The sequence below is a fragment of the Acinetobacter sp. V102_4 genome (assembly GCF_031799005.1).
Taxonomy (GTDB): Bacteria; Pseudomonadota; Gammaproteobacteria; order Pseudomonadales; family Moraxellaceae; genus Acinetobacter; species Acinetobacter calcoaceticus.
The window spans coordinates 32,865-57,466 of the sequence record NZ_JAVQNR010000030.1; the positions used below are offsets into that span (position 1 = coordinate 32,865).

General features: G+C 37.5%; 15 protein-coding genes and 4 pseudogenes. 6 read left to right on the forward strand and 13 right to left on the reverse strand.

The window, feature by feature from the left end; all coding sequences use genetic code 11:
• Nucleotides 1-29: 29 nt before the first annotated feature.
• A complete protein-coding gene (locus RMB13_RS02025) occupies nt 30-3,248 on the reverse strand; it encodes a type VI secretion system Vgr family protein (protein WP_311084294.1) in 3,219 nt (1,072 codons plus the stop codon).
• A gap of 109 nt (nt 3,249-3,357) precedes the next feature.
• Between RMB13_RS02025 and RMB13_RS02030 the strand changes: the two genes are divergently transcribed.
• On the forward strand, nt 3,358-3,765 hold the full coding sequence (locus RMB13_RS02030; RefSeq protein WP_311084270.1) for a TetR/AcrR family transcriptional regulator: 408 nt from the start codon (nt 3,358-3,360) through the stop codon (nt 3,763-3,765).
• Between the two features lie 15 nt (nt 3,766-3,780).
• Complete coding sequence (locus RMB13_RS02035) at nt 3,781-3,924, forward strand: hypothetical protein (RefSeq protein ID WP_311084271.1); 144 nt, start codon at nt 3,781-3,783, stop codon at nt 3,922-3,924.
• A gap of 88 nt (nt 3,925-4,012) precedes the next feature.
• Here RMB13_RS02035 and RMB13_RS02040 read toward each other — a convergent pair whose 3' ends face one another.
• On the reverse strand, nt 4,013-4,669 hold the full coding sequence (locus RMB13_RS02040; RefSeq protein WP_311084272.1) for a hypothetical protein: 657 nt from the start codon (nt 4,667-4,669) through the stop codon (nt 4,013-4,015).
• Nucleotides 4,670-4,682: 13 nt separating this feature from the next.
• A pseudogene (locus RMB13_RS02045) lies at nt 4,683-5,333 on the reverse strand (5'/3'-nucleotidase SurE); the annotation flags it as partial.
• Between the two features lies 1 nt (nt 5,334).
• Here RMB13_RS02045 and RMB13_RS02050 point away from each other — a divergent pair.
• The 3 genes and pseudogenes from RMB13_RS02050 to RMB13_RS02060 form a co-directional block, all read left to right on the forward strand.
• Nucleotides 5,335-5,634, forward strand: a pseudogene (locus tag RMB13_RS02050) (tyrosine-type recombinase/integrase); the annotation flags it as partial.
• A gap of 148 nt (nt 5,635-5,782) precedes the next feature.
• Nucleotides 5,783-6,034 carry a hypothetical protein gene (locus RMB13_RS02055; protein ID WP_311084273.1) on the forward strand — a complete coding sequence of 84 codons (252 nt, stop codon included), beginning with the start codon at nt 5,783-5,785 and terminating at the stop codon, nt 6,032-6,034.
• A 111-nt stretch (nt 6,035-6,145) separates the two neighbouring features.
• Nucleotides 6,146-8,272, forward strand: coding sequence for a metallophosphoesterase (locus RMB13_RS02060; RefSeq protein ID WP_311084274.1), 2,127 nt, complete (start codon nt 6,146-6,148; stop codon nt 8,270-8,272).
• A 1,261-nt stretch (nt 8,273-9,533) separates the two neighbouring features.
• Here the strand turns inward: RMB13_RS02060 and RMB13_RS02065 are convergent.
• The 9 genes and pseudogenes from RMB13_RS02065 to RMB13_RS02105 form a co-directional block, all read right to left on the reverse strand.
• Entirely contained in the window at nt 9,534-9,728 is a 195-nt protein-coding gene (locus tag RMB13_RS02065) for a hypothetical protein (protein ID WP_311084275.1), read from the reverse strand.
• 1,936 nt (nt 9,729-11,664) lie between these two features.
• Nucleotides 11,665-13,014 (reverse strand): MFS transporter, encoded by a 1,350-nt coding sequence (locus tag RMB13_RS02070; protein ID WP_311084276.1) that lies wholly within the window; start codon nt 13,012-13,014, stop codon nt 11,665-11,667.
• Nucleotides 13,015-13,089: 75 nt separating this feature from the next.
• Entirely contained in the window at nt 13,090-14,025 is a 936-nt protein-coding gene (locus RMB13_RS02075; protein WP_311084277.1) for an N-carbamoyl-D-amino-acid hydrolase, read from the reverse strand.
• A gap of 3 nt (nt 14,026-14,028) precedes the next feature.
• Nucleotides 14,029-15,264 carry a M20 family metallo-hydrolase gene (locus RMB13_RS02080; protein WP_311084278.1) on the reverse strand — a complete coding sequence of 412 codons (1,236 nt, stop codon included), beginning with the start codon at nt 15,262-15,264 and terminating at the stop codon, nt 14,029-14,031.
• The gene (locus RMB13_RS02085) at nt 15,251-16,507 is read right to left on the reverse strand and encodes a diaminopropionate ammonia-lyase (RefSeq protein ID WP_311084279.1); all 1,257 of its coding nucleotides are present in this window, start codon (nt 16,505-16,507) and stop codon (nt 15,251-15,253) included. Before RMB13_RS02085 ends, RMB13_RS02080 begins: the two co-directional genes overlap by 14 nt.
• A complete protein-coding gene (locus tag RMB13_RS02090) occupies nt 16,507-17,370 on the reverse strand; it encodes a MurR/RpiR family transcriptional regulator (protein ID WP_311084280.1) in 864 nt (287 codons plus the stop codon). The genes RMB13_RS02085 and RMB13_RS02090 overlap by 1 nt, the downstream gene beginning before the upstream one ends.
• 1,011 nt (nt 17,371-18,381) lie before the next feature.
• Nucleotides 18,382-19,590 (reverse strand): chromate efflux transporter, encoded by a 1,209-nt coding sequence (gene chrA / locus RMB13_RS02095; RefSeq protein ID WP_311084281.1) that lies wholly within the window; start codon nt 19,588-19,590, stop codon nt 18,382-18,384.
• 1,002 nt (nt 19,591-20,592) lie between these two features.
• A complete protein-coding gene (locus tag RMB13_RS02100; RefSeq protein ID WP_311084282.1) occupies nt 20,593-21,132 on the reverse strand; it encodes a fimbrial protein in 540 nt (179 codons plus the stop codon).
• Between the two features lie 462 nt (nt 21,133-21,594).
• Nucleotides 21,595-22,743 (reverse strand): annotated as a pseudogene (locus RMB13_RS02105) (IS3 family transposase).
• A gap of 211 nt (nt 22,744-22,954) precedes the next feature.
• On the opposite strand from RMB13_RS02105, the pseudogene RMB13_RS21800 reads away from it, so the two are divergent.
• Nucleotides 22,955-23,117 (forward strand): annotated as a pseudogene (locus tag RMB13_RS21800) (winged helix-turn-helix transcriptional regulator); the annotation flags it as partial.
• Between the two features lie 507 nt (nt 23,118-23,624).
• Here the strand turns inward: RMB13_RS21800 and RMB13_RS02110 are convergent.
• Complete coding sequence (locus tag RMB13_RS02110) at nt 23,625-24,410, reverse strand: hypothetical protein (protein ID WP_311084283.1); 786 nt, start codon at nt 24,408-24,410, stop codon at nt 23,625-23,627.
• Nucleotides 24,411-24,602 lie beyond the last annotated feature (192 nt).

A 24,602-nucleotide genomic window follows, 5' to 3' on the forward strand; every position in this document is an offset into this window, starting at 1 on the left:
TCTACGTTGGATTACACTATTCATCCAATCTATTTTTTTGTCCGCACAAAAGTATCCATAACACCTGGCTGAATCGGAGAATCTAGTGGTGTGGTCTGAGTTAATTTCGCTGTCATTTGATCACTCAAAAAAACTTTGCCTTGTTCTTTAATTACGGCAAGAGACTGGCTTGGATGTATTGCCACTTGAGCAAGACTTTTCATTTGATCAGCTGATAGAGTGAGATTAAGTTGTTTTGATACTGTGTTAAGCGCGGTATGGGCCACTTGATTTTTAATCTGCCCTACTGTTTGGTCAACTAAATGAGTTAAAGTATTCTGACCCAAGTCTTTGAAACTATTTTTATCCATTGACAGAAGATGATCTTTCAACTGAGATATCGTATTTTCTCCCACGGCTCCTAATGCATTTTTCATGAGTCCTTGAGCGCTTACAACTAGCTCAGCCCAGGTATAATGACGATTAAAATCACTACTTTGTACCCATGCACTGGTCTCATCTTTCTCAAAAACCACTTTAGCAGGCCCCGGTGCAATACCTGTTACTTGTGCAAAACCATTTCCATCGAGTTTTCCAGCAATTTGTTTACCTAATGAATCAATCACCTTATAGCTATTTTGCTTGAAGAAGTTTTCTCCACCATAACTTCTGAGCAATTGCAAAGCGCCTTGCATTGGCTTCGCTTTAGGTAACTGAGGACTGTCTGCGCTCACACTTGCTCCAGCAGTAAACAGATGCTGCCCAGCCTTCACCTCAAACTTGCCACCTGTAACAGGGAAAATACCTGAACCATTGATCTTGATTTGGGAACTACCCGAAGTGATGACAATTTCTTTAGCCGCAGTAATTTCAATTCGGTCTTCTGTAGAAATAATCTGGATACCTTTACGGGCAATAAAGTCAGCGCTATCATCCTGTGCCTGTATCTCAACCTTGCCCTGACCCGCATAGAGTCGTGCCCCTTCTTGAGCCGAAAAAAGGCTGATTTTATTTTGGGCATGCGCAATCAGGTTCTTTTGGGTGCTTAGATTAATACTATCACCAGCAGTTTGGCTTAACTGACCATCTGCACTTAAGTGAATATCTTCATGACTCTCTAGAGCGATGCTATTAGGTGCACTTAACAGCATAATGGCTTGTTTAAATGCTGCGGCCTTCTCTTGATCCTGCTGCTCAATCTGCTCTAAGAACGCTTTTAGGTTCTCAAGCACCTCCAATGGATCAGTTTGCTGATTTTTAGCGACTTCACTGAGTGCCTTAGCATTGTTAAGACTATCTTCTATTTGCTGCTTAGCTTCATTTGTATCGAGGTGTACCCCTTGGGCTTGGTCCTGTTGATGAGTCGTCATGAGTAAACCACTGCCTGCTCTGACTGTCCCCCATTGATCAGTCCTTAGTTCAAAACCTTCTCCACGACCTTCGCTTGTCGCGTTGTCTTTTGGATAGCTTAAGTTACCCAAGTTTAACTGACTGGCAGCATGGCTGCTTTGTAGCTGGGCACTGATTTGCCCAGTCGTATCATCAAAACGTAGCTGGTTAAAGCCTTTTCCATCTATTTCTTCTGAGCGAATACCACTCAACTTTTTTGTGTCGGGTAACTGGCCTTTCTGGTCAAACTGAGTTGGGTGACGTTCGGCTTCGTGGATACGTCCGACTACAAATGGACGATCAACATTACCGTCAAAGAAATCAATCACCACGATTTCCCCCACGCGTGGTAAGAAGCGTGCACCATAGCCCTCTCCAGCCCATGGGGTCAATACATCAACCCACGCTGAATCGGTGTCATTGTCATTACTTCCCGCTCCACCATCATGACGATGGTCATCACTTCGGGTAAACAGGAAACGAACCTTTATACGCCCCCACTGGTCAACATGGATAGTTTCACCTTCAGGCCCCACTACACGGGCACGTTGCGGTGAGGCTTTCGGTCGGTTTTGTAGAGCTTGGTATTCCGGGACTGTCTTGATATGACGACGCTGTAAAATCAGTTGATTGCCTTGCCGTTCTTCATGATCATCAATCTGACTGTTGATGAACCAATGGCTTTGTTGAAGCAAGGTCTGAATTTGCTGGTTTAAATCTTTCGGTAAGTTGTTCTGATTATAGTAATGCTTCCCAATGATCAAAAACTCTTTGTCTGCCCCACTATGCAGATCAATTTCAGGATGTTCATTGAGTTCAAACCAATAACCAACGTGTGTATCTCGAACTGTGGTTTTTGCAATAAACTGCTTGGACTGGGCATCATGGTAAGCCGTTAGATTCTGATTGAACTTATCCAGTTGTTGATCGCTTGCGGATGTTGCACCATCTTCCCCATTCAAATCCTGCATCCATGCCGGACTAAAGTGCCAGGCATCTTCCAGACTTAAGCTGTGGTTGTCATAGCTAGCACTATGTTGATGTTTACTTTGTACATTGCCAGCCCCATCTGTTTGTTGTAATACATCTGACTGCCAACGCTGCACAAAAACAGAAGTGGGTTGCAAACGACGTCCAGCGATTAGGCTGGTCATGCTATCAAATTGTTCTGTTGCACTGCTACGATGGTAACGAATCGTTCTTCTTGTCAGTGTCTGATACTGGTTATTGTCATCAATCAGACGCAACTTTTGTGGCTGAATATGATCTGTATTGCTCGCTACTGTAAGCTCCTTTTCATCAATCAACCAGTTAATGCCTTCACTTCGCCATAAACGGGTTAAAAAGTCATAATCACTTTCATTCAACTGCATCACGAATGGACGTATATCATACTGCTGTTCTAATCCGCTTAGATCTAAAGTCAGACTCGCAGCAAATAATGGGCTTTTCCCTTGCCATTCTTGAAAAAGAATTTCAGTTATTTCTTTCACACTTTTATTCATAAACACACGACTGTTTCTGCGTTTATGCCAAAGATAGCTTGGGTCATTGATTGTGAGCTTATATAAAGTTAAAGCACCGTCACTTTGTCCCTGTGAGGCTGCTGTAATAATACCTGTCGTACGAAATAGTTGTCCTTGATCTGTCACCTGATCAACAGCAACCTGTAAACCAATAAATTGCTTGAGTGCAATGTGGGCATGGGTGGATAAACAGATCAGCTCCGCTGTCATACCCTGATTAAGATGTTGCTGCCCATCAATACGTTGTAAAAAAACTTGACTATTCAGGGATGAATCTGAAAACTGAAGATATATCACACGATGCTGTGAGAGAAAACCAAAACCCTCTAGAATTTGGAAGATATTATTAAACATCACTTTTTTATAAATTTGAGTCATAATTGATCATATTCTATAAAAAATATACAGGACTGTCTATCCAAGGTGATAAATTGATGCGACGTACTTCAGGAGCTGTAATGATTTGAAGAAACCAAGTAAAAAGCAAAAAATGATTTTAACGACAGCAATGAAGCTGTTCACACAAGAGAGTTACATCCCTGTCGGTGTTGACCGGATTATGACTGAATCTAATGTCGCCAAAATGACTTTTTATAAATATTTCCCCTCAAAGGAAGAATTAGTACTAGCCTGCTTACAAGAATTAAAACTCGATATTCAAATGGGTGTGGAACACAGTATCTCTGGTCAAACACACCCTTTAGCAAAGTTATATCAACTCTATATGTGGTATATCAACTGGATCAGTCAAGATGAGACCAGAGGATGCCCATTCCATAAAGCACGCATGGATGTCGGAGAGCTATACCCTTCTATTTTTATCGTATTAGATGAATATCAAGACTGGTTGTTCCAACTCACATTGTCTTGATTTGAACAATTAAACGTGAACAATCCTACAATTTCAGCTCGCTTATTCATCAATATTCTAGATGGTGTAATCAGTGACTCTGCTTATGATAAAAGTCGGCTTCAGCCCCAAAAGACATGGGCTTATATCAGAACATTGATTGGATTTGAAATCCGCTAAAAGGTAAATCACCTTTTAGCATTGTAATCGTATTAATAAGATAGAGATAAAAAACAAAAAATAAGCTTTTACAAATTTTTAAATCAATTCAAGATTTTGAAGAAAATGCCCAAGCATCTTGCGAGTTTGTCATATCCGATATTAATCTAAAACTAGCTGGACCATAGTCTTCATCTACAATCAAATACCCTTTAGTATTGTTTTTCATTGCATCACATTTGTTGTTCTGCAAATGATAGCTAGCAGTATTTACCAATAGGTTTCCCGTGATTACTCCAGTGAATATACAATTCGCATCTTGCGAAGCCATCTGTCCTTGAGAATTAATTTCAAGGGGAATAGTCACATCATTTGCCAATGATAATGTATAAGTACCACTCAATGAAGCGATATTTACTTTTTGGCCGGTAATTTCTTCAACATGATCAAAATGCTTGATGGTAGTAACTTTATCCGCTTGATTGGTATACCACATCTGATTTTTAGCATCATATGTTATAATAATGGATGCTCGGTCCTGCTCATCATTAAAGACCAGAAGCTTATTACCATCAATACCTGAATAATATTTACCAGTCATTGGTAATTCTTGATCAGTTTCAATACTAACAGTATAAGTCCCTATATCTAAACTTGGAGCGAGCTCAACTTTTGATGGTGTATCTTTTTGCTCTTGATCTTCATTGCTACTATTACATGCAACTAATCCTAAGCTGAGAAGTACAACAATTAAATACTGTCTCATAGCTTCCCCCTATTTATTTAAATAAATCTTTTAAACGAATTTTTAACCATTCTTGAGCTGCAGGGCGTTGATCATAAGCAACTTGCATGGCTGTGACAGAAATTTTACTTTTGACAACAACACTTTCATCTGACATTTGAGAAGTAGTTGGAGCTGCAGTAGTAATAGTGGCGCCCATATTATTCGTTTTTGCATCAAACTTTAATGTATACTCGTCATAAGTACCTATTTTAGCAAAAGCAAATGGCGTACTTGTTGTAAGTGTTGCTGGGAAATTAACATTTAAGGACATGCCATTAGGTAATAGTTTACCTTTTGCTTTAGTTTGTAATTCATTAATCAAGCTAATTGTACGTTGCGCTACAATCTTGGAGTTAGCATTATTTATATTAGCGTTATCAGTCGTATTAGCATCGGCACTTAACGCAATCGATGGAATACCTCGGCCTGCTGATAATTGCACATTACCAATCGTGCCAGAATTAGTAACCACTTTACCAATATTTTGACCTTCATTAGGCCCAGACAACACTAGATCTGGTACTTTCCCCCAGCGGTTCATAGCAACAACATCTAGGCCATACATAGTTGCCATAACTGGAGTACCATGCACATAGTGCCAATCACCATTCGTATAGCCTGATTTAGTAAATGGACCTACAGACAGTACGGCGTTGCCCTTATCCAGCAATGACTTACTATGCGCAATCCGCACAATGGGTTATAAAAGTAAAGTGACAGGTCATGGATTTCGGGGTTTGGCATCCACAACCCTACACGAACAAGGCTATACGCATGATGCTATTGAAGTACAACTAGCACATAAAACAGGTAACGCCGTTTCACAAGCCTATAACCATGTCCAACACTTAGAATACCGAATCAGAATGATGCAAGAATGGTCAGACTTTATAGATCAACTTAGAAATAATCTGCTTCTATACCCTAAAAATAAACGCGCCTAAATTAGTGCGACGAATAAAGACGCTCCACAACATGCAATGAGTAGCAATTACTTTATAATAACCTTGTTAAGTCTAGGTTAGCTCCCGAAAGTCGGACAATCCAATCCGATTGACTTAACTTTTTCATTGGGAGTTGTGGGAGACGTTTATGGGCTTATTAGATTTAATTAAGGAAGATGAGACCTTTGAGTTTATTTCATTAAAAGAGGCTATCAATTTACTAGCAATAAAAACAAAATCCACCACTTTTAGCGTCGCTACCTATCTATTGAATAAGAATGTCGTATCTACCCTTGCTTGTTATCATAGAAGTACAGACTATAAATTATATGTCTTCAGTACACCTAGCTATAAAATATTTATATTCAGTTCAACCTACAGAAAATATAGAGCTCTTTAACTTTAATATTTATGTCACTTATAAAGTATATAAAAATTAAACACAATAACATTATTGGTTTTTTAAATTAATTCAGTGGTCTATTTTTTATTTTAACAAACGGTCAATTAAATGAAGCCTACATCGACTAAAAAGAATGCCTTGCGACTGGTATTTTGTTTAAGCCCTCTTTTGCTTGCTGCTTGCGGTAATGATAAAGATGAACAACTAGGTACAGCTAACAATGCTCAAATTGCTTTTATGTCAGACGTTCATTTTCTTGATATTTATGGGAATTTAGGAGCATCCTCTTCCTTTAAAGGTATTCCAACAGAACATGGCAATGCAACAATTCGAACCATGTATGCTGAATTGACATCAACCCGTTTGTTCAATGAAAACTATTTTGCATTTCGTGCTGCATTGGACAGTGCATTAGCAAAGGGAATTAAATTAGTCGCATTTCCAGGAGACTATTCTGATGATGGTCAACCGATGAATGTCAATGGTTTTAAAAAAGTGCTACAAGAATATGAAAAGAAAGGCATGCGTTTTTTTATCGCACCAGGTAACCATGATCCAGTTTCACCTTATGATAATGAAGCAGCAGGTAAAAGTGATTTTATGGGGCTGAATGGTCAACCTCAAAAAGTTTATGGTCTGCAAAATCAAGCATGTTTAGATGCGGAATCAGATGTTGCTTGCACCAATGCCATGATGGAACAAGGTTATCATTCTCTAGTGACCACATTGGGCGATTATGGCTTTATGCCAAATAAAGCTGATATTTATTGGGAAACTCCGTATAGTAAATATACAGAGAAAACTTATAATTTTGCCCAAGCAACAAATGAAGCAAAAATTACAAACCGCCAATATGAAATCTGTAAAGAAGGTGAAGGTGGCGTATATAAACAAGTAAACTATACGAAATGTACTAATATTCCGGATGTCAGTTATTTGGTTGAACCAGTACCTGGTGTTTGGTTACTGTCAATTGATGCTAACGTATTTGTACCTACAGATAAATTTGATCCAACCAATCCACAAAAATCTGATGGTTTTGTTGGTGCTGGTAATGCTGGTTGGAATCAAATGGTAACTCATAAAAAAACAACAATGAAATGGATTACTGAAGTCGTACAAAGAGCGAAGAAAGAAAATAAAAAACTAGTTGCATTCTCACATTATCCAACAATGGATTTTTATGCGAATCAAACAAATAATATTAAAGCTGCTTTTGGTGAGAAAAGCTTCCAAGCAGAACGTGCTCCGTTAGATATAACTACAGCGCAAGTTGCGACAACAGGTCTACCCTTACATATTGGCGGTCACATGCACTTTAATAGTACTAACGATTTTAAGGATAGTGCTGGAAATTATTTAGTCAATGTACAGTCACCATCATTAGCTGTTTATGGTGCAGCTTATAAAATTGTAGACTTTATTAGTCCATCAAAAGTGGATATTAAAACCATTAAACTTGATGATGTACCACGTTTTAATGAACTATTCCCTTTATATAAAAAGGAATATAATTATATCGTTTCAACGACTTCTGAATCCGATCCAAAACGATGGAACAAAGCAATTTTAGATACGAAAAATTATAAAGAATTTACGCATTTTTATTTTGGACAATTATCTCAACTGCGTTTCATGAATGAATATTGGCCATGTTATATGCGTGATTTAGCAGAACAGTTGAATTTGGCTCAAATATTGACCATGAGTCAATTAAATACAGCTGTGACCTATGCACAAATTGGTGATATTCAAAATACGTTGAAACTTAAAGTGAGTGAAGGGTGTCTAGCAACAAGCCAACAAACACTTACAACATCTTCGACACAATTTACAACTGACTGGAATATTGCGAAATCAAAAGCAGAACAATTGGCAAAAAATGCTAGTTTAAATTTGAGTGATATGGAAAAAGTCTCTGCTTATGATTTTTATGGTGACTTCCATAGAACAATTTATGCAGGTGGCTTAGCATTAGATGATATGGGTGCTACACGAGTAAAACAGTATAAATTACTGATGAGTAGTTTCCCACAATCTACAACTGCACCAGTGCTGCTAGAAGGAAAAATATCAGATAGCAATCCAATTCATGTACCGTTCCAATATAAATTTAAACAAGTATTCAATATTTTGAAAGGTGTAGGCTCTGGAAAACCAAGCGACCACTTTATTATTGATTATGCAGATAAAACTGTAAAAGAAGCAGGCTCTAGCGGCCTCTCATTTAATTAAAACCAAGCTTTAGTAAACTAAAAAAGTATATACAAAAATATCTTTTAGTAACCGCACTCAAAAGTTAGTCATCTAATTTTTGAGTGTTCTTATAGTTAGATTACGATCCTATAGCTACTATGTGGGATTATGAAGAAATAGACTGGCTTGGAAACAACTCTAGATATGAGGAAGCTTCAAATTTTATATTTTCAGCAGTAAGAACAAACCTATTTGAAATATTCTCCAATGACAAATACTTCATTACATCTGATAATTTGAAGATACTATCAACCGAAAATGGGCATTATATTGATAGAAAAAATAAATCCAATAAGCAGTTGATATTTAATAAAGTATCTAAGGTTAGCTACTTTATTCACTTAGGTAGCTAGGGCTACCTTTATTTTTATTTGCTTTTATCACCCCATCAAGCCGTTGCAATGAACTGCAACAGCTGTCTATTTCAATCTATGAATAGGATGGGTACTTAATGTCACCACTTAATCAAGAACAGTTTTTACGAATCAAGGACCTTGCCAATTATCCTGAAAAACAAGCGACCACCCACACATAATCCATGACCAATGCACCAACCAATGGCTTCAACACTTCACAGGCATTTAACAGAGCCATCATTTCCTGACGCGCTCTAGAATTTGGTATTGAGTAGTAATGAAATCTCATCTACGGCAGGCTTGAGCTCGGGATCGTCATTCTTGGCTTTAAGGCTTCTTCCATTTTGCCAGCAACTACAGACAATTCTTAACTGATGCAACTTGGCTCTCGTAAATCCCCCATCCATTTTCTACGTCAGGACCGTAACAGATAGTAATCAAGTGGCATCAACCGAGACTGGGATATGCTTGATAAAACTGCTCCCTGCCAAATGAAGAAAGTGCTTTTTAAGCTCTTCTGAGGCACGTAATAACCGATATGTTTTATAGGGGCCTAATACTTCCCAACTCAGTATTTCATTATTCCTATACTCACCACGACTCTAACAATGTGATGATACATTCAACCATTGAATGACTATTCCCATCATGGTATCGCTGTAATTTGTCACATTGTGATTTTAAAACTCATTTATTCAATAGATAGAAGTAAACCCCCATTAAAATACGGAGTCCAAAACACTGATGTGGAGGCAAAAGCCTATAATAAATTAAATAGCTAATAATTTAAGTACATCATCTGACCAGATGAGTAACATACTCTTAGTATTAAGTTGATCCAATCCTATTCTCCCACAGCAATACAACGTTTTATCGATTTTTTCTTAGGCTGTATAATTTTTGAAATGTTCAATTTTAAAATCAGCTGGTTCAATTACTGTTCTCACTAATGCATTCAAAGAGTCATATTTATAACTATCCTTATCAATGCGCCGAAGTCTAACCCTAAGATAATCATTGAACTTCTTATCTATGCATGTATGTATTTCATTTTTCTCAGCTTCTGAAATTTCACTCATCTCAACCCACCCTGAACTCAAGCAAAACTATATGTTAAATATATATTAACAATAGTATATTCAATATAAGTGAAACTTAAGTATTTCATGAACGGATCATTGAAAGAAAGCTGTTTTCTCATTAAGTCAAAACTAAATACAGTTAATTTAATGATAGAAATATCTCATCAATAATAGCCTTACTGCCTCATCGAAAATTGATTTCATCAACAGACTGTATCCCCCTTAGATGAACTTTCTTATACGCAATATGGTAGAGCTAGTACTAACCAAAGACAAAAGTCGATATCATTAGTAATCTAGGGAATAAGAAACATCAAAAGTGATAAAGCGCGTTCAGGAATATACTTGAACCAGTTTATATTGTTCCTCTTGCCTTTCCTTCTTCTAGCCACCAGCATTGATCATGACTTTTCAATTGTAACAGTGACTCGATGACCTTATTTATTAAAACTTAGTTTAACCCACATTACAGCAGCACTCAGATAATGGAATAGCTCGTAAATGCATATGGTCAGAGTTAAATCATTGTAATTTTGGATCGAGAAGAGCCCAAGGTACCTACTTCAGTACTTCAGGCACTGGTACAAAATTTGGTATATTTAATTCGAATAGCCATTCCAAATGGTATAGGCTTAATTGACACCTGAAAACTGCCTTCTATTTTCATAAATCAGATCCATTAAAAAGCCGCTTTAAGCGGTTTCATAATTATGCATAGAAGTAATCTCTTAAAATTCGTTCAAAAAATTCTAATACTTCTTTTTATTATCACCTTTAGGTACTTACCCCAAATAAAGGATTCTATTTTTTCAGTAGTAATAACTAATCCTTTATTATCAAATGACATCATCCTTAAAGTGCCAAGTTCTTTTATTTCTGCACTCATAGTAACTAAAAACTTAATCCAAGCAAGCATAAATATAAAAATTTGAGACTCAAAATAACCAAAGACAATAATCAACTCCCTGCAGGACCTTATATGCCATAATTCCAATGTACCGACAAGACTTGCCTAAGATATTCAATTTAAGCAACAAGCTCAAAACCAGCGGCATAAAGCATATAGATAAAGAAACCACAGGTTTCCTCAATAAAGAACAACACTCTAAAGCATATATAATGATTTACTTCAATATATTTTTTGTTTAATAATTCCTCAACAATTGCAATATACTCTATCCTCACCTACTATTTATAAAATCGCTAATGGGGAACAACAAAAATGATATATGTTTATTATGCTCTCTTATGTTTCTTCTCAAAACTAAGCATAGCTGGCTTAAGTATTGGCTTTTATCATGAGGATCTATTTTTCACTATAACTGGAACTCTATTTATTTTGGCCTCATTCCTAACCTATTTAATGATCAAAGAAGTTCGCAAAGATCCCTTTGACAAACACTAACTAATTGGAGAAAGTCAGAACTAGTAGATTTAAATTTTCAACCTAGTAAGTCTACAATGCAAGAAGCCCACTCATATGAGCGGGCTTCCCTACTGTATTTCAGGGCCATGCTATAATTATAATTCTCAAAAATTCTATTAATCTATGAAAACCTTCTCTTTTGGTCCATAGTAAAACTGACAAGTTACATATTTTCATATCAACTTAGCTCTGCAGTCCACATAAAAAAGCCTATTTCTACTCCTCAATAAGAAATGGGTTTAGTGAACATCCACCCAGCCCTGAAATACAAACGAAATAGTGAGCACCTTACCCAATCTCATTGGTAAAATAACAGTCACACATAATAATATATATTTAAATATTTTATTTTAAATACACTATAAAAAACATTCAGTTCATTGAGAGTCTATCTAATGAGTTCAATAAAGCTTTCCATTATAAATTTTTCTCTTATGGATTATTCTAGAATAACCCTAATCCTGTTTAAGCTATCACTTCACTAACTTGAATCGTTGGCTTATATGGTTATTTTACTTGACTATCTGAAATATGCTTTGGAAGAAAATACACTAAAAATGCACCAATGAAAGCAAAAGCTGCAAGGAAAAACATGCCTCCATCAGTTGATCCTGTCAAATCTTTTATCCAACCAATTACAAAAGGGCTAGTAAACGCGGCCAAACCAGCAAATGCATTAATACCCGCAATACCTGCCGCTGCAGTTTTTCCGTCTAAATAAGCAGTCGGCAAGCTCCAAAAAAGCGGTGAACAGACCATACAACCACCGGTAGCAATTGACAACATGATAATTGCAACAGCTGGATTATGGCCAAAAACTGTTGACAGAATTAACCCCGTACCACCTACAATGAAAGGGAGAATCATATGCCAACGACGTTCACTAGTTTTGTCAGAGTGGCGACACACTAGTATCATAGAAATAACAGCACAGGCATTTGGAATCGCTGTTAACAAGCCAATTTCAATTAATGAGCTAACGCCTGTTGACTTAATCACTGAAGGCGTCCAAAAAGCCAAACCTGACAAACTGGACACAGTACAGTAGCAAATCAGTGCCATGTATAGAACACGCTTGTCCTTGAGGAAAGCCATCAACGAGCGATGTTCAACTTTTTTGCTACGCTCCATTTGAATATTTACAGTCAACAATTCTTTTTCAGATGAACTGAGCCATGAGGTCTGTTCGATACTATCATTTAAGAATCTATAAGCCACGAGTGCTAAAAATACCGATGGTAAGCCTTCTAAAATGAACATCCACTGCCAACCACTTAATCCATATAAGCCATTGTATTGCTGCATAATCCAGCCAGATAGTGGCCCCCCAACAATCCCTGCAAATGGAACTGCTGTCATAAATATGGCAATAATTTGACTGCGGCGTATCGCTGGAAACCAATATGTTAAATACAAAATAACCCCTGGGTAAAATCCAGCTTCAGCAGCACCCAGCAAAAAACGGCAGACATAAAACTGTGCTGGTGTATGTACCAAAGCCATACACATTGAGATGATGCCCCACAAAATCATAATACGAGTGATCGTCTTTTTCGCCCCAATCTTATGCATTAGCACATTGCTGGGAACTTCAAACAAAAAATAACCGATAAAAAATACACCAGCACCTAGGCCATAAACCACCTCACTGAATGCTAAGTCATCCAGCATTTGCAGCTTTGCAAACCCCACATTAACCCGGTCTAAAAATGCTACGATATAGCAAAGCATAAGAAGAGGAACAATTCTTATTGCCACTTTTTTGTAAAGTGCATCCTCATTTATTGCTGTTTTAATTTGATCACTAGTTACGCTTGAAGCATTGATTTTTCCAGCTTTTGAAAAATGTTCAGTCATACTTGCACCTTTTTTTAGGAAAAAAAATCCTGCTAGGCGTGCAGAACACACCTACTTTTTTACTGCATTAAGAAATTAAAACTGAGGGATAATGGCGCCTTTCTGTGCCGTAATCAGACCATAGGCCTCTGGGCGCCTGTGCTTTTCAAAGTTAAATATTGTTGACTTATAAGACGTACATAAATCTAAGTCACAGCTTGCAATCGCCAGCTCATCACCTTTAGTACTGCATGCTGCAACAACCTCGCCTGAAGGCGCAATAATACATGTACCTCCGATCATTTCACAATTCTCTTCATTACCAGCTTTCGCAACACCTACAACCCATGTGCCATTCTGGTATGCGCCAGCCTGCATGACCAGTCGATTATGAAACATAGACAAATCATCATGTTCAGGAGCAGGAGGATTATGTACTGGGGTGTTGTAGCCCAACAAAATCATTTCAGCACCTTGCAACGCCAAAACACGGTATGTTTCAGACCAGCGCCTATCATTGCACAACGCCATCCCGAAGATGCCATTAAATGCTGGCCAGACACTGAACTTTTTCCCGGCTTCAAAATAACGCTTTTCTAAATGCTGAAATTCGCGCCAAGGCTCATGCTCTTGATGGCCTGGCAAGTGCACTTTGTGATATTTGCCTATAATTCTGCTATCTTTACCCACTAAAATTGAGGTGTTGTAACGATGGTATCTATCCTCTTCCTTAGAGAGTTCGGCATATCCCAAACAAAAACCTACACCAAGCTTTTTAGCTGTATCAAACAGAACTTGGGTTAAAGGGCCTGGCATTTCAGTTTCATAAAATGCATTCAGTTCCTCTGGGTCTTCCATATACCAACGCGGAAAAAAAGTTGTCAAGGCCAGTTCAGGAAATACCACAACATCACAGCCCATACGGTGCGCGTTATACATATGCGCCAGCAGCCGGTCAATCACATCTCTCTTAGAATCACTCTTTTGAATCGGTCCAAGCTGCGCTGCAGCTACATTTATTATTCTCGACATCGTTCATTCCTCAATTATTTTTCCATTCGCTAATTCATAAACCATGTTCAGCAGCAAGTTAGCTCCGACTTCAATATCTTTGCTTTCTGTAAACTCTTCGACGTTATGCGACAGCCCCGCCACACTGGGAACAAAAATCATTCCAGCGGGACACATGCGTGAGATAATCTGCGCATCATGTCCCGCTCCGCTTGGCATTTTTTTAACCTTAAGGCCTTGTATATTTGCCATTTGCTCAATCCGGTTCACAATTCTCGGGTCAAAGCAGACAGGATCAAAATTTGCCAAATCATGATGCTGTAGCATCAGTCCAGCATCTTCAGCAACCTGACTAGCAAACGTCAAAAGCATCTGTACCGCAGCATCCAGATATTCCTTATCTGTATTACGCAAGTCCATAGTGAATTTGACATGATTCGGAATGACATTAACTAAATTCGGCTTCTGCTCAAATAGCCCCACTGTCACAAGCTGATTGGGGAAGCGATTCGTTAATTCATGCCCAAAATTGACAATTTGCATTGCAGCCAAACCTGCATTATGCCGCAAATGCATTGGCGTAGTCCCAGCATGATTGGAAACACCCTGAATATTGAACTCGATCCAGCGAATGCCTTGCACACCGGTAACAGCACCAATTTGGATGCCTTCATGCTCAAGTACAGGGCCCTGTTCAATATGCAGCTCTAAAAATGCATGCAGCTGATTATTACCAACAGAGTTATCCCCCTTATAGCCAATAACTTCTAAATTTTCTTTAACTGTTGATCCATCAATCCCAATGGTTGAGTAAGCCTTTTCAAGATTCAAATCCCCCTGATAAACTAAGCTGCCCATCATATCTGGAGCAAATCTGGAGCCTTCTTCATTGGAAAAAAAAGCCACAGCAACGGGATGCTTCGTTTGAATATTTGCCTCATTCAAACTTTCAATTACTTCTAAACCGGCCAAAACACCCAGATTGCCATCATAACGACCTCCAGTCCGAACAGTGTCAATATGCGAACCCATCATGACAGGAGGACAATCCAGTGTACCCGCGCGAATACCGACAACATTGCCAATTGCATCAATTGAAATATTAAGATTCAGCTCTTCCATCCACTGAACAACCAAATCACGACCTAACTTATCTTCAGCGGTTAATGCCAGCCGGCATACACCACCACCATCAATCGCGCCGACTTCCGCAAGCGCCGCAATACGCTGGAGCAAGCGTTCATTATTAGTTTTTCTCACAATCTTGCTCTCCCCCTTTGATCTGTGTTGCCGATGCCCCTATGATGCTTTGATATAAATCTGGATCTGTAGCACCTTCACTGCCAATAATCAAAATACAGCTCGCTTCATTCAGCTGAAAACGTTTTCGCATCACCGGATCTAATGTCGCCGCTACACAGCCAACCAAACCAGCAACTGCGGACTCACCTGCGACCACTGGATGGGCAGCAGCATCTTTAGCTAAAATTTTCATCATTTCTAAAGCTGACTGGTCATTGATCGTCATGAAATAGCTAACAGCATCTTTCAATATTGTCCATGCCAATACGGAAACCTCACCGCAAGCCAGCCCAGCCATAACTGTGTTCAAGTTTCCCAGGACTGCAACTGGCTCACCTGCTTTTGCACTTTCATACAGACAAGCAGCCTCTTCTGGCTCAACTACAATAAACAGTGGCTTGTCCTGTTCCAACTTTTCCCAAAGGTGGGCTGTAACTGCAGCAGCCAAACCACCAACTCCGCCCTGCAGAAAAACATGGGTGAGTTTTTGATTACTCGGCAGTTGAGATAAAATTTCATCCGCCATAACGGCATAGCCCTGCATGACATCTTTGGGAACATCTAAATATCCCTCATATGATGTATCTGAAACGATAAAGCGGTCATGCTTTTTAGCATCTTCATCAACTTGACGAACTGCATCATCATAATTTCCTAAAGTACGGATGACTTGTGCACCATAAGATACAATCGCATCGGCTCGCCCCTGACTAACAGTACTATGAATATAAATAATGCATTGGCAGCCAAAAGATTGTGCGCCCCAAGCGACTGAACGCCCATGGTTTCCGTCAGTAGCGCAGGTTACTGTAATATGCTGAGTAATATCTGAATATTTACGTGAAACTAAATCTTCTGTAGTTACAGTTTCATTTGGATACTGTTTATTAATTTCCTTAATTAGCAAACGGCTAACCGCATAAGCACCTCCAAGTGCTTTAAAACTACTAAGGCCAAAGCGCTCAGATTCATCTTTATAGTAGACTTCAGCAACATTTATCTGCTGAGCGAGCTTGGATAATTCTAGCAATGGCGATTTTGTATAATTGGGCCATTTTTCAATTAAAGATTTGGCCCGTTCAAAATTCCGCCCACCTAGAATGTCTAAATATTCACAGCCATATGGTAAATTTAAATTAACATTGGGGTTGATAATACTCTGTACATCATCCAATTTAAGATCCTCAAACATTTTGTTCATCATCTTCCCTCTATATTTAGATAATTTAATTGATCATGTAATTTTTCAACTTTTTCCAATCTCAATTTAGCCTGCTCCCCCTGCTCAAATGCAAATTGTGTACAAAGGCCGTTAATCAGTGAAAAAGCTGCAATATAAGAATCAAACATTCCAATACTGTGAGTCGCTGTACGGAACACTACATCTGCATGAGTGGCTAAATCTGTAAGATTCAAATCTGTGAACATAATGACTTTTATATTTTGTTTTTTTGCATGCTCAACAATTGGGCCCAGTAAAGAAACACGGCGACGGTAGTCCATCACAATCAAGCAGTCATCTACTTTCATATCTATAATTTCTTCAGTAATATTCATGCTGCTTGCAGAAGGCAAAAGCTGAATATTCTCCCGCAGCTGCGTCAGCATTCCCCAGGTATATTGGGCTAAATTTTTTCCGTTGCGGAAGCCTACGACATATACATTCTGGCTGTTTTTAATCAGTTCAATCGCTTTCTTAATATTCTTCGCATCAAGATGTGCATAAGTCTGCTTTAAGTTTTTTACTTCACTTTCAACATAAGATTCAAAATAATCAGAAACCTGATTTTTATTTTCTTTTTTGGCTAAGCCATATAAAGGAGAACCTTCATCTATATACGTACGTACCTGCAGACGTACTTCTGAAAATGACTTATAACCCAACCGTTTAAAAAATCGTACAGTAGTGGCTTTCGAAACCCCTGCAAGTTCTGCAAGCTCAGTTGCAGAATATGTTGCTAAGCTGCTGATGTTTTCAAGCGTGACTTGTGCTAAACACTTTTCACTCTCCGTTAGAGAATCACCTGCAACATTAATACGGTCAACAATGCTATCGTTTTTCATATGAACCCATTGAAACTTTTATTTCACTATGTAAATATAAATGCAACAAATGGACCAAAAATACAAAATAGCTAAAAAATTTAAGATATTGATATTGTTAAATAATCTTAAAATAAATATATATGCATGGAATTTATAGCAAGTAGCAATCTGTTCAAAATTGATTCATAATAATTTTTTCAAAATCAAATTGCTCACTATTAGTTCATTTTTCTTTTATTTATATTCGATACAAAATATAGAAGTATTGACTTACCTGCATGTTCAGGGCAATTAGTAATTTCCTAATTAGCACGAATCAAGAAGATGAACTGAACAATTTAGTTTTTTTAAGTTCCTTCTATGCCCTCATACCTTTTATTCTTAATATTATCTGCACTAATGTAGCTCTATTGTATTTTTGCTTATCTACAAGAATATATAGATGTGAAATCTGAAAAAGGGATCACCGACAAGCAGAAAGCTTAACTGTCATTTTTGACTAAGTGTTCAAGCATCTTAGTATTTATACTATACGGATGATCTAACTCAACTGATTCTATAAACAAATGAAATTCACAACTGATCGAAATTTTCTACATATGTTTGTAATAGATAAAAGGTTATGACTAATGGTAATTATTTATCCTATAACTTTTTCTTCTGATATTTTAAGGGCATAAAAAACCACATCATTGCTGGCATGGCTTATCATGCTTTCTATAGTGAATATACTCCGTTCAAATACAGCTCACTATCCTAGTAGCCAGCTCCAACCCTCCAAATCAATCCGTGTAGTATCAACCCGATACTTACAGAGAAAAAGATCAAAGCTATCTAAAATAGTTATGCATAAAAACCCACTATTATGATCATATAACTTTTATGTATATCTCCTCATGAGAATTTGAACACTTATCACATTGCTCCATCAGTACAAAACAAACCAGAACTAGTCTTAGCCTAAACTATCACTAGCTCTTTGAGAATATAGGAATATTCATCCTGTAAGTCATCGCGTTCTCATTAGCATTATGCTGTTACAATACCTGCCGATGCACTCAGCAAAACAACGAACCAAGGTGGTAATTTCCAAAACGTCAATAACAAATATGCCGTTACAGCCAAAGCAAAATCAATAGGTCTCAGTATCGCACTTGTCCAAACTGGATGATAAAATGCAGCCAACAAGATACCGACGACTACAGCATTAACTCCCATCATTGCACGTTGTGCAGCAGGATAATGACGTATTTTCTGCCAGAAAGGTATTACACCAAACACAAGCAGAAATGCCGGCAAAAATATTACAATTAAGGTAATGAACCCTCCCAACCAGCTATTAGGTGTTGGTTGGGCAGCAGCTCCAAGATATGCAGCAAAAGTGAATAAGGGGCCTGGTACAGCCTGCGCTGCACCATAACCTGCTAGAAAAGTATCATTGGTAACCCAACCTTCACCAACCACTGATGCCTGCAAAAGTGGTAGTACAACATGCCCACCACCAAAAACCAATGCCCCAGCCCTATAAAAACTATCTATCAACATGATGAGATGGTTATGAGTGATTGAGGCCAATAAAGGCAATATCAGCAGTAAACTAAAGAAAAAAATCAAGGACAACACACCAACTTGCCAACTCACTTTTGTAGTCAGCATGGTTTCGGGCAAAGATGGTACTTTCTTTAAGAGGGTCATCCCGAAGATACCACCACCAACAATCACAATAATTTGCCCCGATGTACTGGGTATCAAACTGAGCATTACAGCAGCAATAATAGCCATGCTTGCTCGCAAGCGATCTGGACAGAGATTTTTACCCATCTGCCATAAGGCTTGTGCCACGATGGCAACAGCCACAACTTTTAGGCCATGCAAACCACCATCCAAAGTACTCCCCAAATGAGATAATCCCAGTGCAAATAAGATTAAGGCCACGGCCGATGGCAAAGTAAATCCGAGCCATGCAGCAAATGCTCCCCAATAACCTGCACGTGACAGCCCAAGTACAATCCCTACCTGACTACTTGCCGGTCCCGGTAGAAATTGACATAGTCCAACTAGATCTGCATAAGCATGGTCACTTAACCATTGGCGACGCTCAACAAACTCAGTACGAAAATAACCTAGATGAGCAATCGGTCCACCAAAAGAAATCAAACCTAATCTTAGAAAAACAAAAAATACCTCCCAAACTGAAGCTTTATCGATAGTATTATGTTGTTTAGTGGATTTATTCATGACAAGCTACTCAGAACCCCATAGAAAAATGTGAGCATTAGAGTATGGACTCTCTTGATTAACATATTTTGAAAGTTATTCAGCCGACACTTTACATTCAGAATAACGGTCTATGAAATATCATTAATTTTCGAAATTCAATATGAATGACTCAAATCTACAATCAATTGAAGGATGGGCTTAACCAGATATTTACTGTCTGAACTGTATACTAATCCGTCTTCTGGAACCCGACTACTAAAAAGTACTTCAAATAGAAGCTCAGTAACTATCCCCTATGCACAAAAAATCAATTTGTTGATCTTATTATTACCAAATTACGTATAAAACCTGCCAAGATTTGGATGGAGCTGTTGATCACTTCTTGTTACACAAAATGGGTTCTATATCACCAGAGCTTGGTACTATATTGTTTAATGCTAACTACCTTATATCTTTGTTCTTGTTAACTTCAATTAAGCACAGTCCATGTTCTAGGCATTTTTGATACCATTAACTTCATCTCCCCAGCCTATCCTACTAGATTAATAAATGCTTGAGTTATAAAGAAGCCTTCTTAAAAGGGAAATAATTACAGATATATTTTACTCTATTTCAAAATAATGCTTTCCTGTCACCATTTTAATTCTAATACCCCTATAGTTTCGAATCATTAGGTCTTTTTTATCACCAGTGATTCGAGATACAAATTGATCATCAGTCATCAAATCTAAATAAGTTTTATATCATATAATCAATTTTTTAGGTTCTTTCCCACCTTCTTTAAACTCATCAATATGCATATTAAGTTCTTTAAAATTAATATCCATAATTCACTTTTCTCCTACACTTCCACTTTAATTTAACAAGTTTAGTACTACGATAAAGCATGAATAAATTATGGGTTCTTAAAAATTATAATTATTCAATTTCATTTCGAGTTTCTCAGCAAAAGAAGACTCCTAAAAGTGTTATACAAAAACGGGGCTTCCATGCGGACACAGAAACACCGCTATCAATTAATTATTGATAGATAATTGTGTATTGAACAGAAGTATTTACTTCACCAGCTGTAGCAGCGCCGGTTGCATAGTATTCAGCATAGTAGTTAAGGTCCACACTACCACCCTCAACAACATCAACCCATTGTGAATTTGTTTGGGCGGCACCCTCCGCAACTGCAGCTGCAAGTACAGGTATGACTTGATTATTGCTACCTAGAAGTTGAATATCAACGTTTTGAGCACCAGCAGTATTTTGGTTAAGTAAACGACCAGAGTTAAAATCAACCGTTGGACCAGGTTCAAAGTAAGTAGCTACTTTACCTTCAGAACAGTTCTCCAAGTTGATTTGGAAAGGAGTACGGCCAGCTGTAGAGCCAACATTAAATAAAGTTTGTTTAGAAACAGTTGGAAGGGTAACATTGAAATGAGTACCAGCTGGTGTACTAATTTTGCAAGTAGCATCTGTGACTGAACCATTAATTGTAATTGTACCATCCTCAGCTTGAGCATTCGTAATCCCTACAATCGAAAGAGCAGTAATCAAAGCAAGTTTTTTCATAGTATTTTCTCGTAAGATTTAGATGAAGAAAAAGATTTTTATTACATTTGAAATAGGTATAAACATTCAAAATGTAATGCACAAAACTTAACACTTACAACAAAAAATGTAAGATATATCACATAAACTTACATACTTTAAATCTTATCCGTGACTAGAAATATCTATTCTTCTAAATACCCTGTACCCTGACTATAATTTAATTCATTGAAATATTATAAGTTTCAATTTTAAAGCTGGTGCAAATTATGAGTTTTTATTAATATAAGAATGTAATGTAACTTTCATTAATATAAGCTAGCACTTGCTTAGTAAAGCTAGTGCTAGTCTGACGAATAACTATTTTTCTCCTATACTTTAAAAGCATAAAAAAGCCACATTGAGAGAAATGTGGCTAAAGGTAGACTTGAATTAATTTTAAGATGCAGCGTAATGAATAGACTTTGAATAGCCACTAATATTCTAGACACACGTTAGCACCATTTCATGAAACGTCTCAAAGTCTCTTGGTGACTGTTGATTGTTAGCAACATGTCGACGCTTCACGTTGTAGAACATCTCAATATACTCAAATATATCTGATCTAGCTTCAGCACGCGTTGAATACATCTTCCGTTTAACTCTTTCTCGTTTTAGTAACTGGAAGAAGCTCTCAGCCACTGCATTATCGTAGCAGTTACCACGACGACTCATACTGCTTTCCAAGCCATGTTGTTTTAGAGCTTCTTGCCACTCATAACTTGTATATTGGCGCCTTGGTCTGAGTGAACCAACACCTTATTTGTGGGTGATCTACGCCAAACAGCTATGATTAGCGCATCTAAAACTAGCTCTGTTGTCATCATTGGTTTCATTGACCAGCCTACAATTAACCGCGAAAATAAATCAATCACTACGGCTAAAAACAGCCAACCTTCTCGCGTTTTAATATATGTAAAATCAGTCACCCAAGCCTGATTAGGCTCAGTTGGATTAAACTGTCGATCTAATGTGTTAGCTTGAACAGTAGGTTGGAAGCTCTTTGAATACCTTGGTTTACGATAACCTCGTTGAGATTTCAATCCTTCACGTCGCATCAAACGATGCACTCGATTAATACCGCAAGCCTCACCAACATCACGCAGATCACAGAAAATCTATGGTAGCCATAAACACCGCCTGATCCAAGCCAGAACTGTTTAATCAGTCTTGATAACTGTTCACTGCGTTGGGCTGTGGCGCTCAATGGTTGTTTTAGCCATGCATAAAAACCACTGTGATGGACTTCCAATGTAGAACACATTCTCCGGACAGGCCAAAACTGCTGGTTGTCCTTAATAAACGCGTACCTCATTTGAACTGGCTTGCGAAGTACGCCGCGGCCTTTTTTAAGATGTCTCGTTCTTCCGTGACTCGTTGTAGTTCTTTCTTGAGTCTGGCAAGCTCTTTGGCTTGGTCAATCTGGGCTGATGCAGTTTGACTGGATTTAGGATCATATTTCTTAACCCAAGCGTAAAGACTGTGAGTTGTTATTCCAAGGCGATCAGCAACCTCGGCAATGCTGTAGCCTTTCTCTGTTACTTGTCTAACAGCTTCAATCTTGAACTCTTCGGTATATCGTTTGCCACTTATAAAATACCTCGTTAATTAGTTATATTATCTAACTTAATGGTGTCTATAATATCGGTGGCTATTCAGACGATTGATTTTGTGAATTATGTGATCGGTAAATTTCCTTTCATATTCAAAGTATCCAGATAGACAATGACCATGTACTCTAACCCAAGTTCCACTAGCATTTAAATGATTTGGCTATTAATCGTCACTATATAAAAAACAGAGTTGGACTTTACTTATTACTAGAACAAGTCGATTTGAAGATTTTCATGATCAGCTAGGTATTACTTGGCAATTACTCACAGAATACATTAAATATTTGGTAGAAAATAATTTTTTGAAAAAATCTTTATTGTATAGTACCAAAATGCCATGAATATAAATTGACATAAAATGGATTGACATTGCAACCTATTTAAAAAACCTTAAGCACTTGGGGGAAATATGATATGAAAAATACCAGTAATTCTCCTACACAGTTTAATAAAATTTTTCAATATTACTCCTCCTCAGAAGGCTTCCATCCATAATCATATGAGATGTGCATCCATAAAAGCTGATGCACAATAAAAAAAATATACAATATGATCTATCCTCATTAAAAGATCTTTGAGTAAAAGACTTAGCCACTTATTCAGATTAACAAAAAAGGAGGTAAATCTTATAACATGAACACTTAAATTAAGTACTCCCTCAACTCAAATATTCCAGACTTAGGCGGCTTTCGCAACTGATTCGTTCTTTTGAGTCGCCACTCAGTTGACAATTCTAGCACCAATTATATTTACTAGATAAAGGAGGAGGGAACTAGTCAGTACTACTTTAAACAAGCCTATTTAATAAAATGTTCCGTTATCTAAGAGCTAAAAAGAAACACCTTAACACAAGCTGTTCCTTCAAATCTGTATTCCTGTTTTACTCCCTAGGAATACAACAGTATTTTCTTGGCTGGTATCTTCAACAATAACATACAGAATTCTTTCCTTAGAATCAGAATAAGCTATACCATTAACTTGTTTTTCAACTGCATTACAAAGTGTATTATCAAAATACCATTTTACATTATAGTACGGTGAATAAGGCTCAGGTGTTAACATACCAGCAAAAGCACAACCATTTTGATCTTTACCTGATAATAACCCACTACGAGAAATAGTTAAATTTACATACTTGGATTCATGAACACTGATAGATTTACCAGTATACGATCCAACAATCTTTGTGAGTTTCGAAATATTCTGGCTTTCTACATCATCATAAGCAATTACAAATACAGCTTGATTAAATAAAGGGTAATTCACCGTCCCTTTTAAACTTTTTTTTGTATCAACAGTCCCTTTAATTAATGTATTATAGGACACTGTTCCACCAAAATTGTAGTTTCTCCCCTTAAGAGAGCGAATGGTATTACCAGACATATTAAAAATGCCCGTAATAAGCCCCTCCGTGTTCTTTTGACCTGGTACAGAATACAGAAATCTAAATTTATTGTTTTTATCTACTAAGCCAATTACAGACTGACTACCGTTTAAATTTCCTCTATATATTCCCAAAAGTTCAGTATTTCCGGCTAGTACACTACTACTGCCTGATGTTGAAGATTCATCAATGTTACTACCAACATCACATCCAACTAAAAAAAAACAGAATGGAAATACAACTATTAGCATTAGCTCCTTCATACTTTCTCCATATCTAAAATGTAGAGTACCTTAAACTACTAATTAACATATAAAATAACTATACCAAGCAACTCTCTATTTTCATCATTTGATTATTAGTAATAAAACACTGCACGGCATTAAATAATGCTATATTCATGCTTTTAGTTAATCCTGTAAGTCTTAGCCCTTTACACTAGACTGCCACATACA

Bases quoted from the DNA above. Each gene is read 5' to 3' on its own strand.
- RMB13_RS02040 (WP_311084272.1), bottom strand. From the start codon at position 4,669: ATGAGACAGTATTTAATTGTTGTACTTCTCAGCTTAGGATTAGTTGCA.
- RMB13_RS02110 (WP_311084283.1), bottom strand. From the start codon at position 24,410: ATGAAGGAGCTAATGCTAATAGTTGTATTTCCATTCTGTTTTTTTTTA.
- RMB13_RS02055 (WP_311084273.1), top strand. From the start codon at position 5,783: ATGGGCTTATTAGATTTAATTAAGGAAGATGAGACCTTTGAGTTTATT.
- RMB13_RS02070 (WP_311084276.1), bottom strand. From the start codon at position 13,014: ATGACTGAACATTTTTCAAAAGCTGGAAAAATCAATGCTTCAAGCGTA.
- RMB13_RS02065 (WP_311084275.1), bottom strand. From the start codon at position 9,728: ATGAGTGAAATTTCAGAAGCTGAGAAAAATGAAATACATACATGCATA.
- RMB13_RS02100 (WP_311084282.1), bottom strand. From the start codon at position 21,132: ATGAAAAAACTTGCTTTGATTACTGCTCTTTCGATTGTAGGGATTACG.
- RMB13_RS02025 (WP_311084294.1), bottom strand. From the start codon at position 3,248: ATGTTTAATAATATCTTCCAAATTCTAGAGGGTTTTGGTTTTCTCTCA.
- chrA (WP_311084281.1), bottom strand. From the start codon at position 19,590: ATGAATAAATCCACTAAACAACATAATACTATCGATAAAGCTTCAGTT.
- RMB13_RS02090 (WP_311084280.1), bottom strand. From the start codon at position 17,370: ATGAAAAACGATAGCATTGTTGACCGTATTAATGTTGCAGGTGATTCT.
- RMB13_RS02085 (WP_311084279.1), bottom strand. From the start codon at position 16,507: ATGAACAAAATGTTTGAGGATCTTAAATTGGATGATGTACAGAGTATT.
- RMB13_RS02075 (WP_311084277.1), bottom strand. From the start codon at position 14,025: ATGTCGAGAATAATAAATGTAGCTGCAGCGCAGCTTGGACCGATTCAA.
- RMB13_RS02060 (WP_311084274.1), top strand. From the start codon at position 6,146: ATGAAGCCTACATCGACTAAAAAGAATGCCTTGCGACTGGTATTTTGT.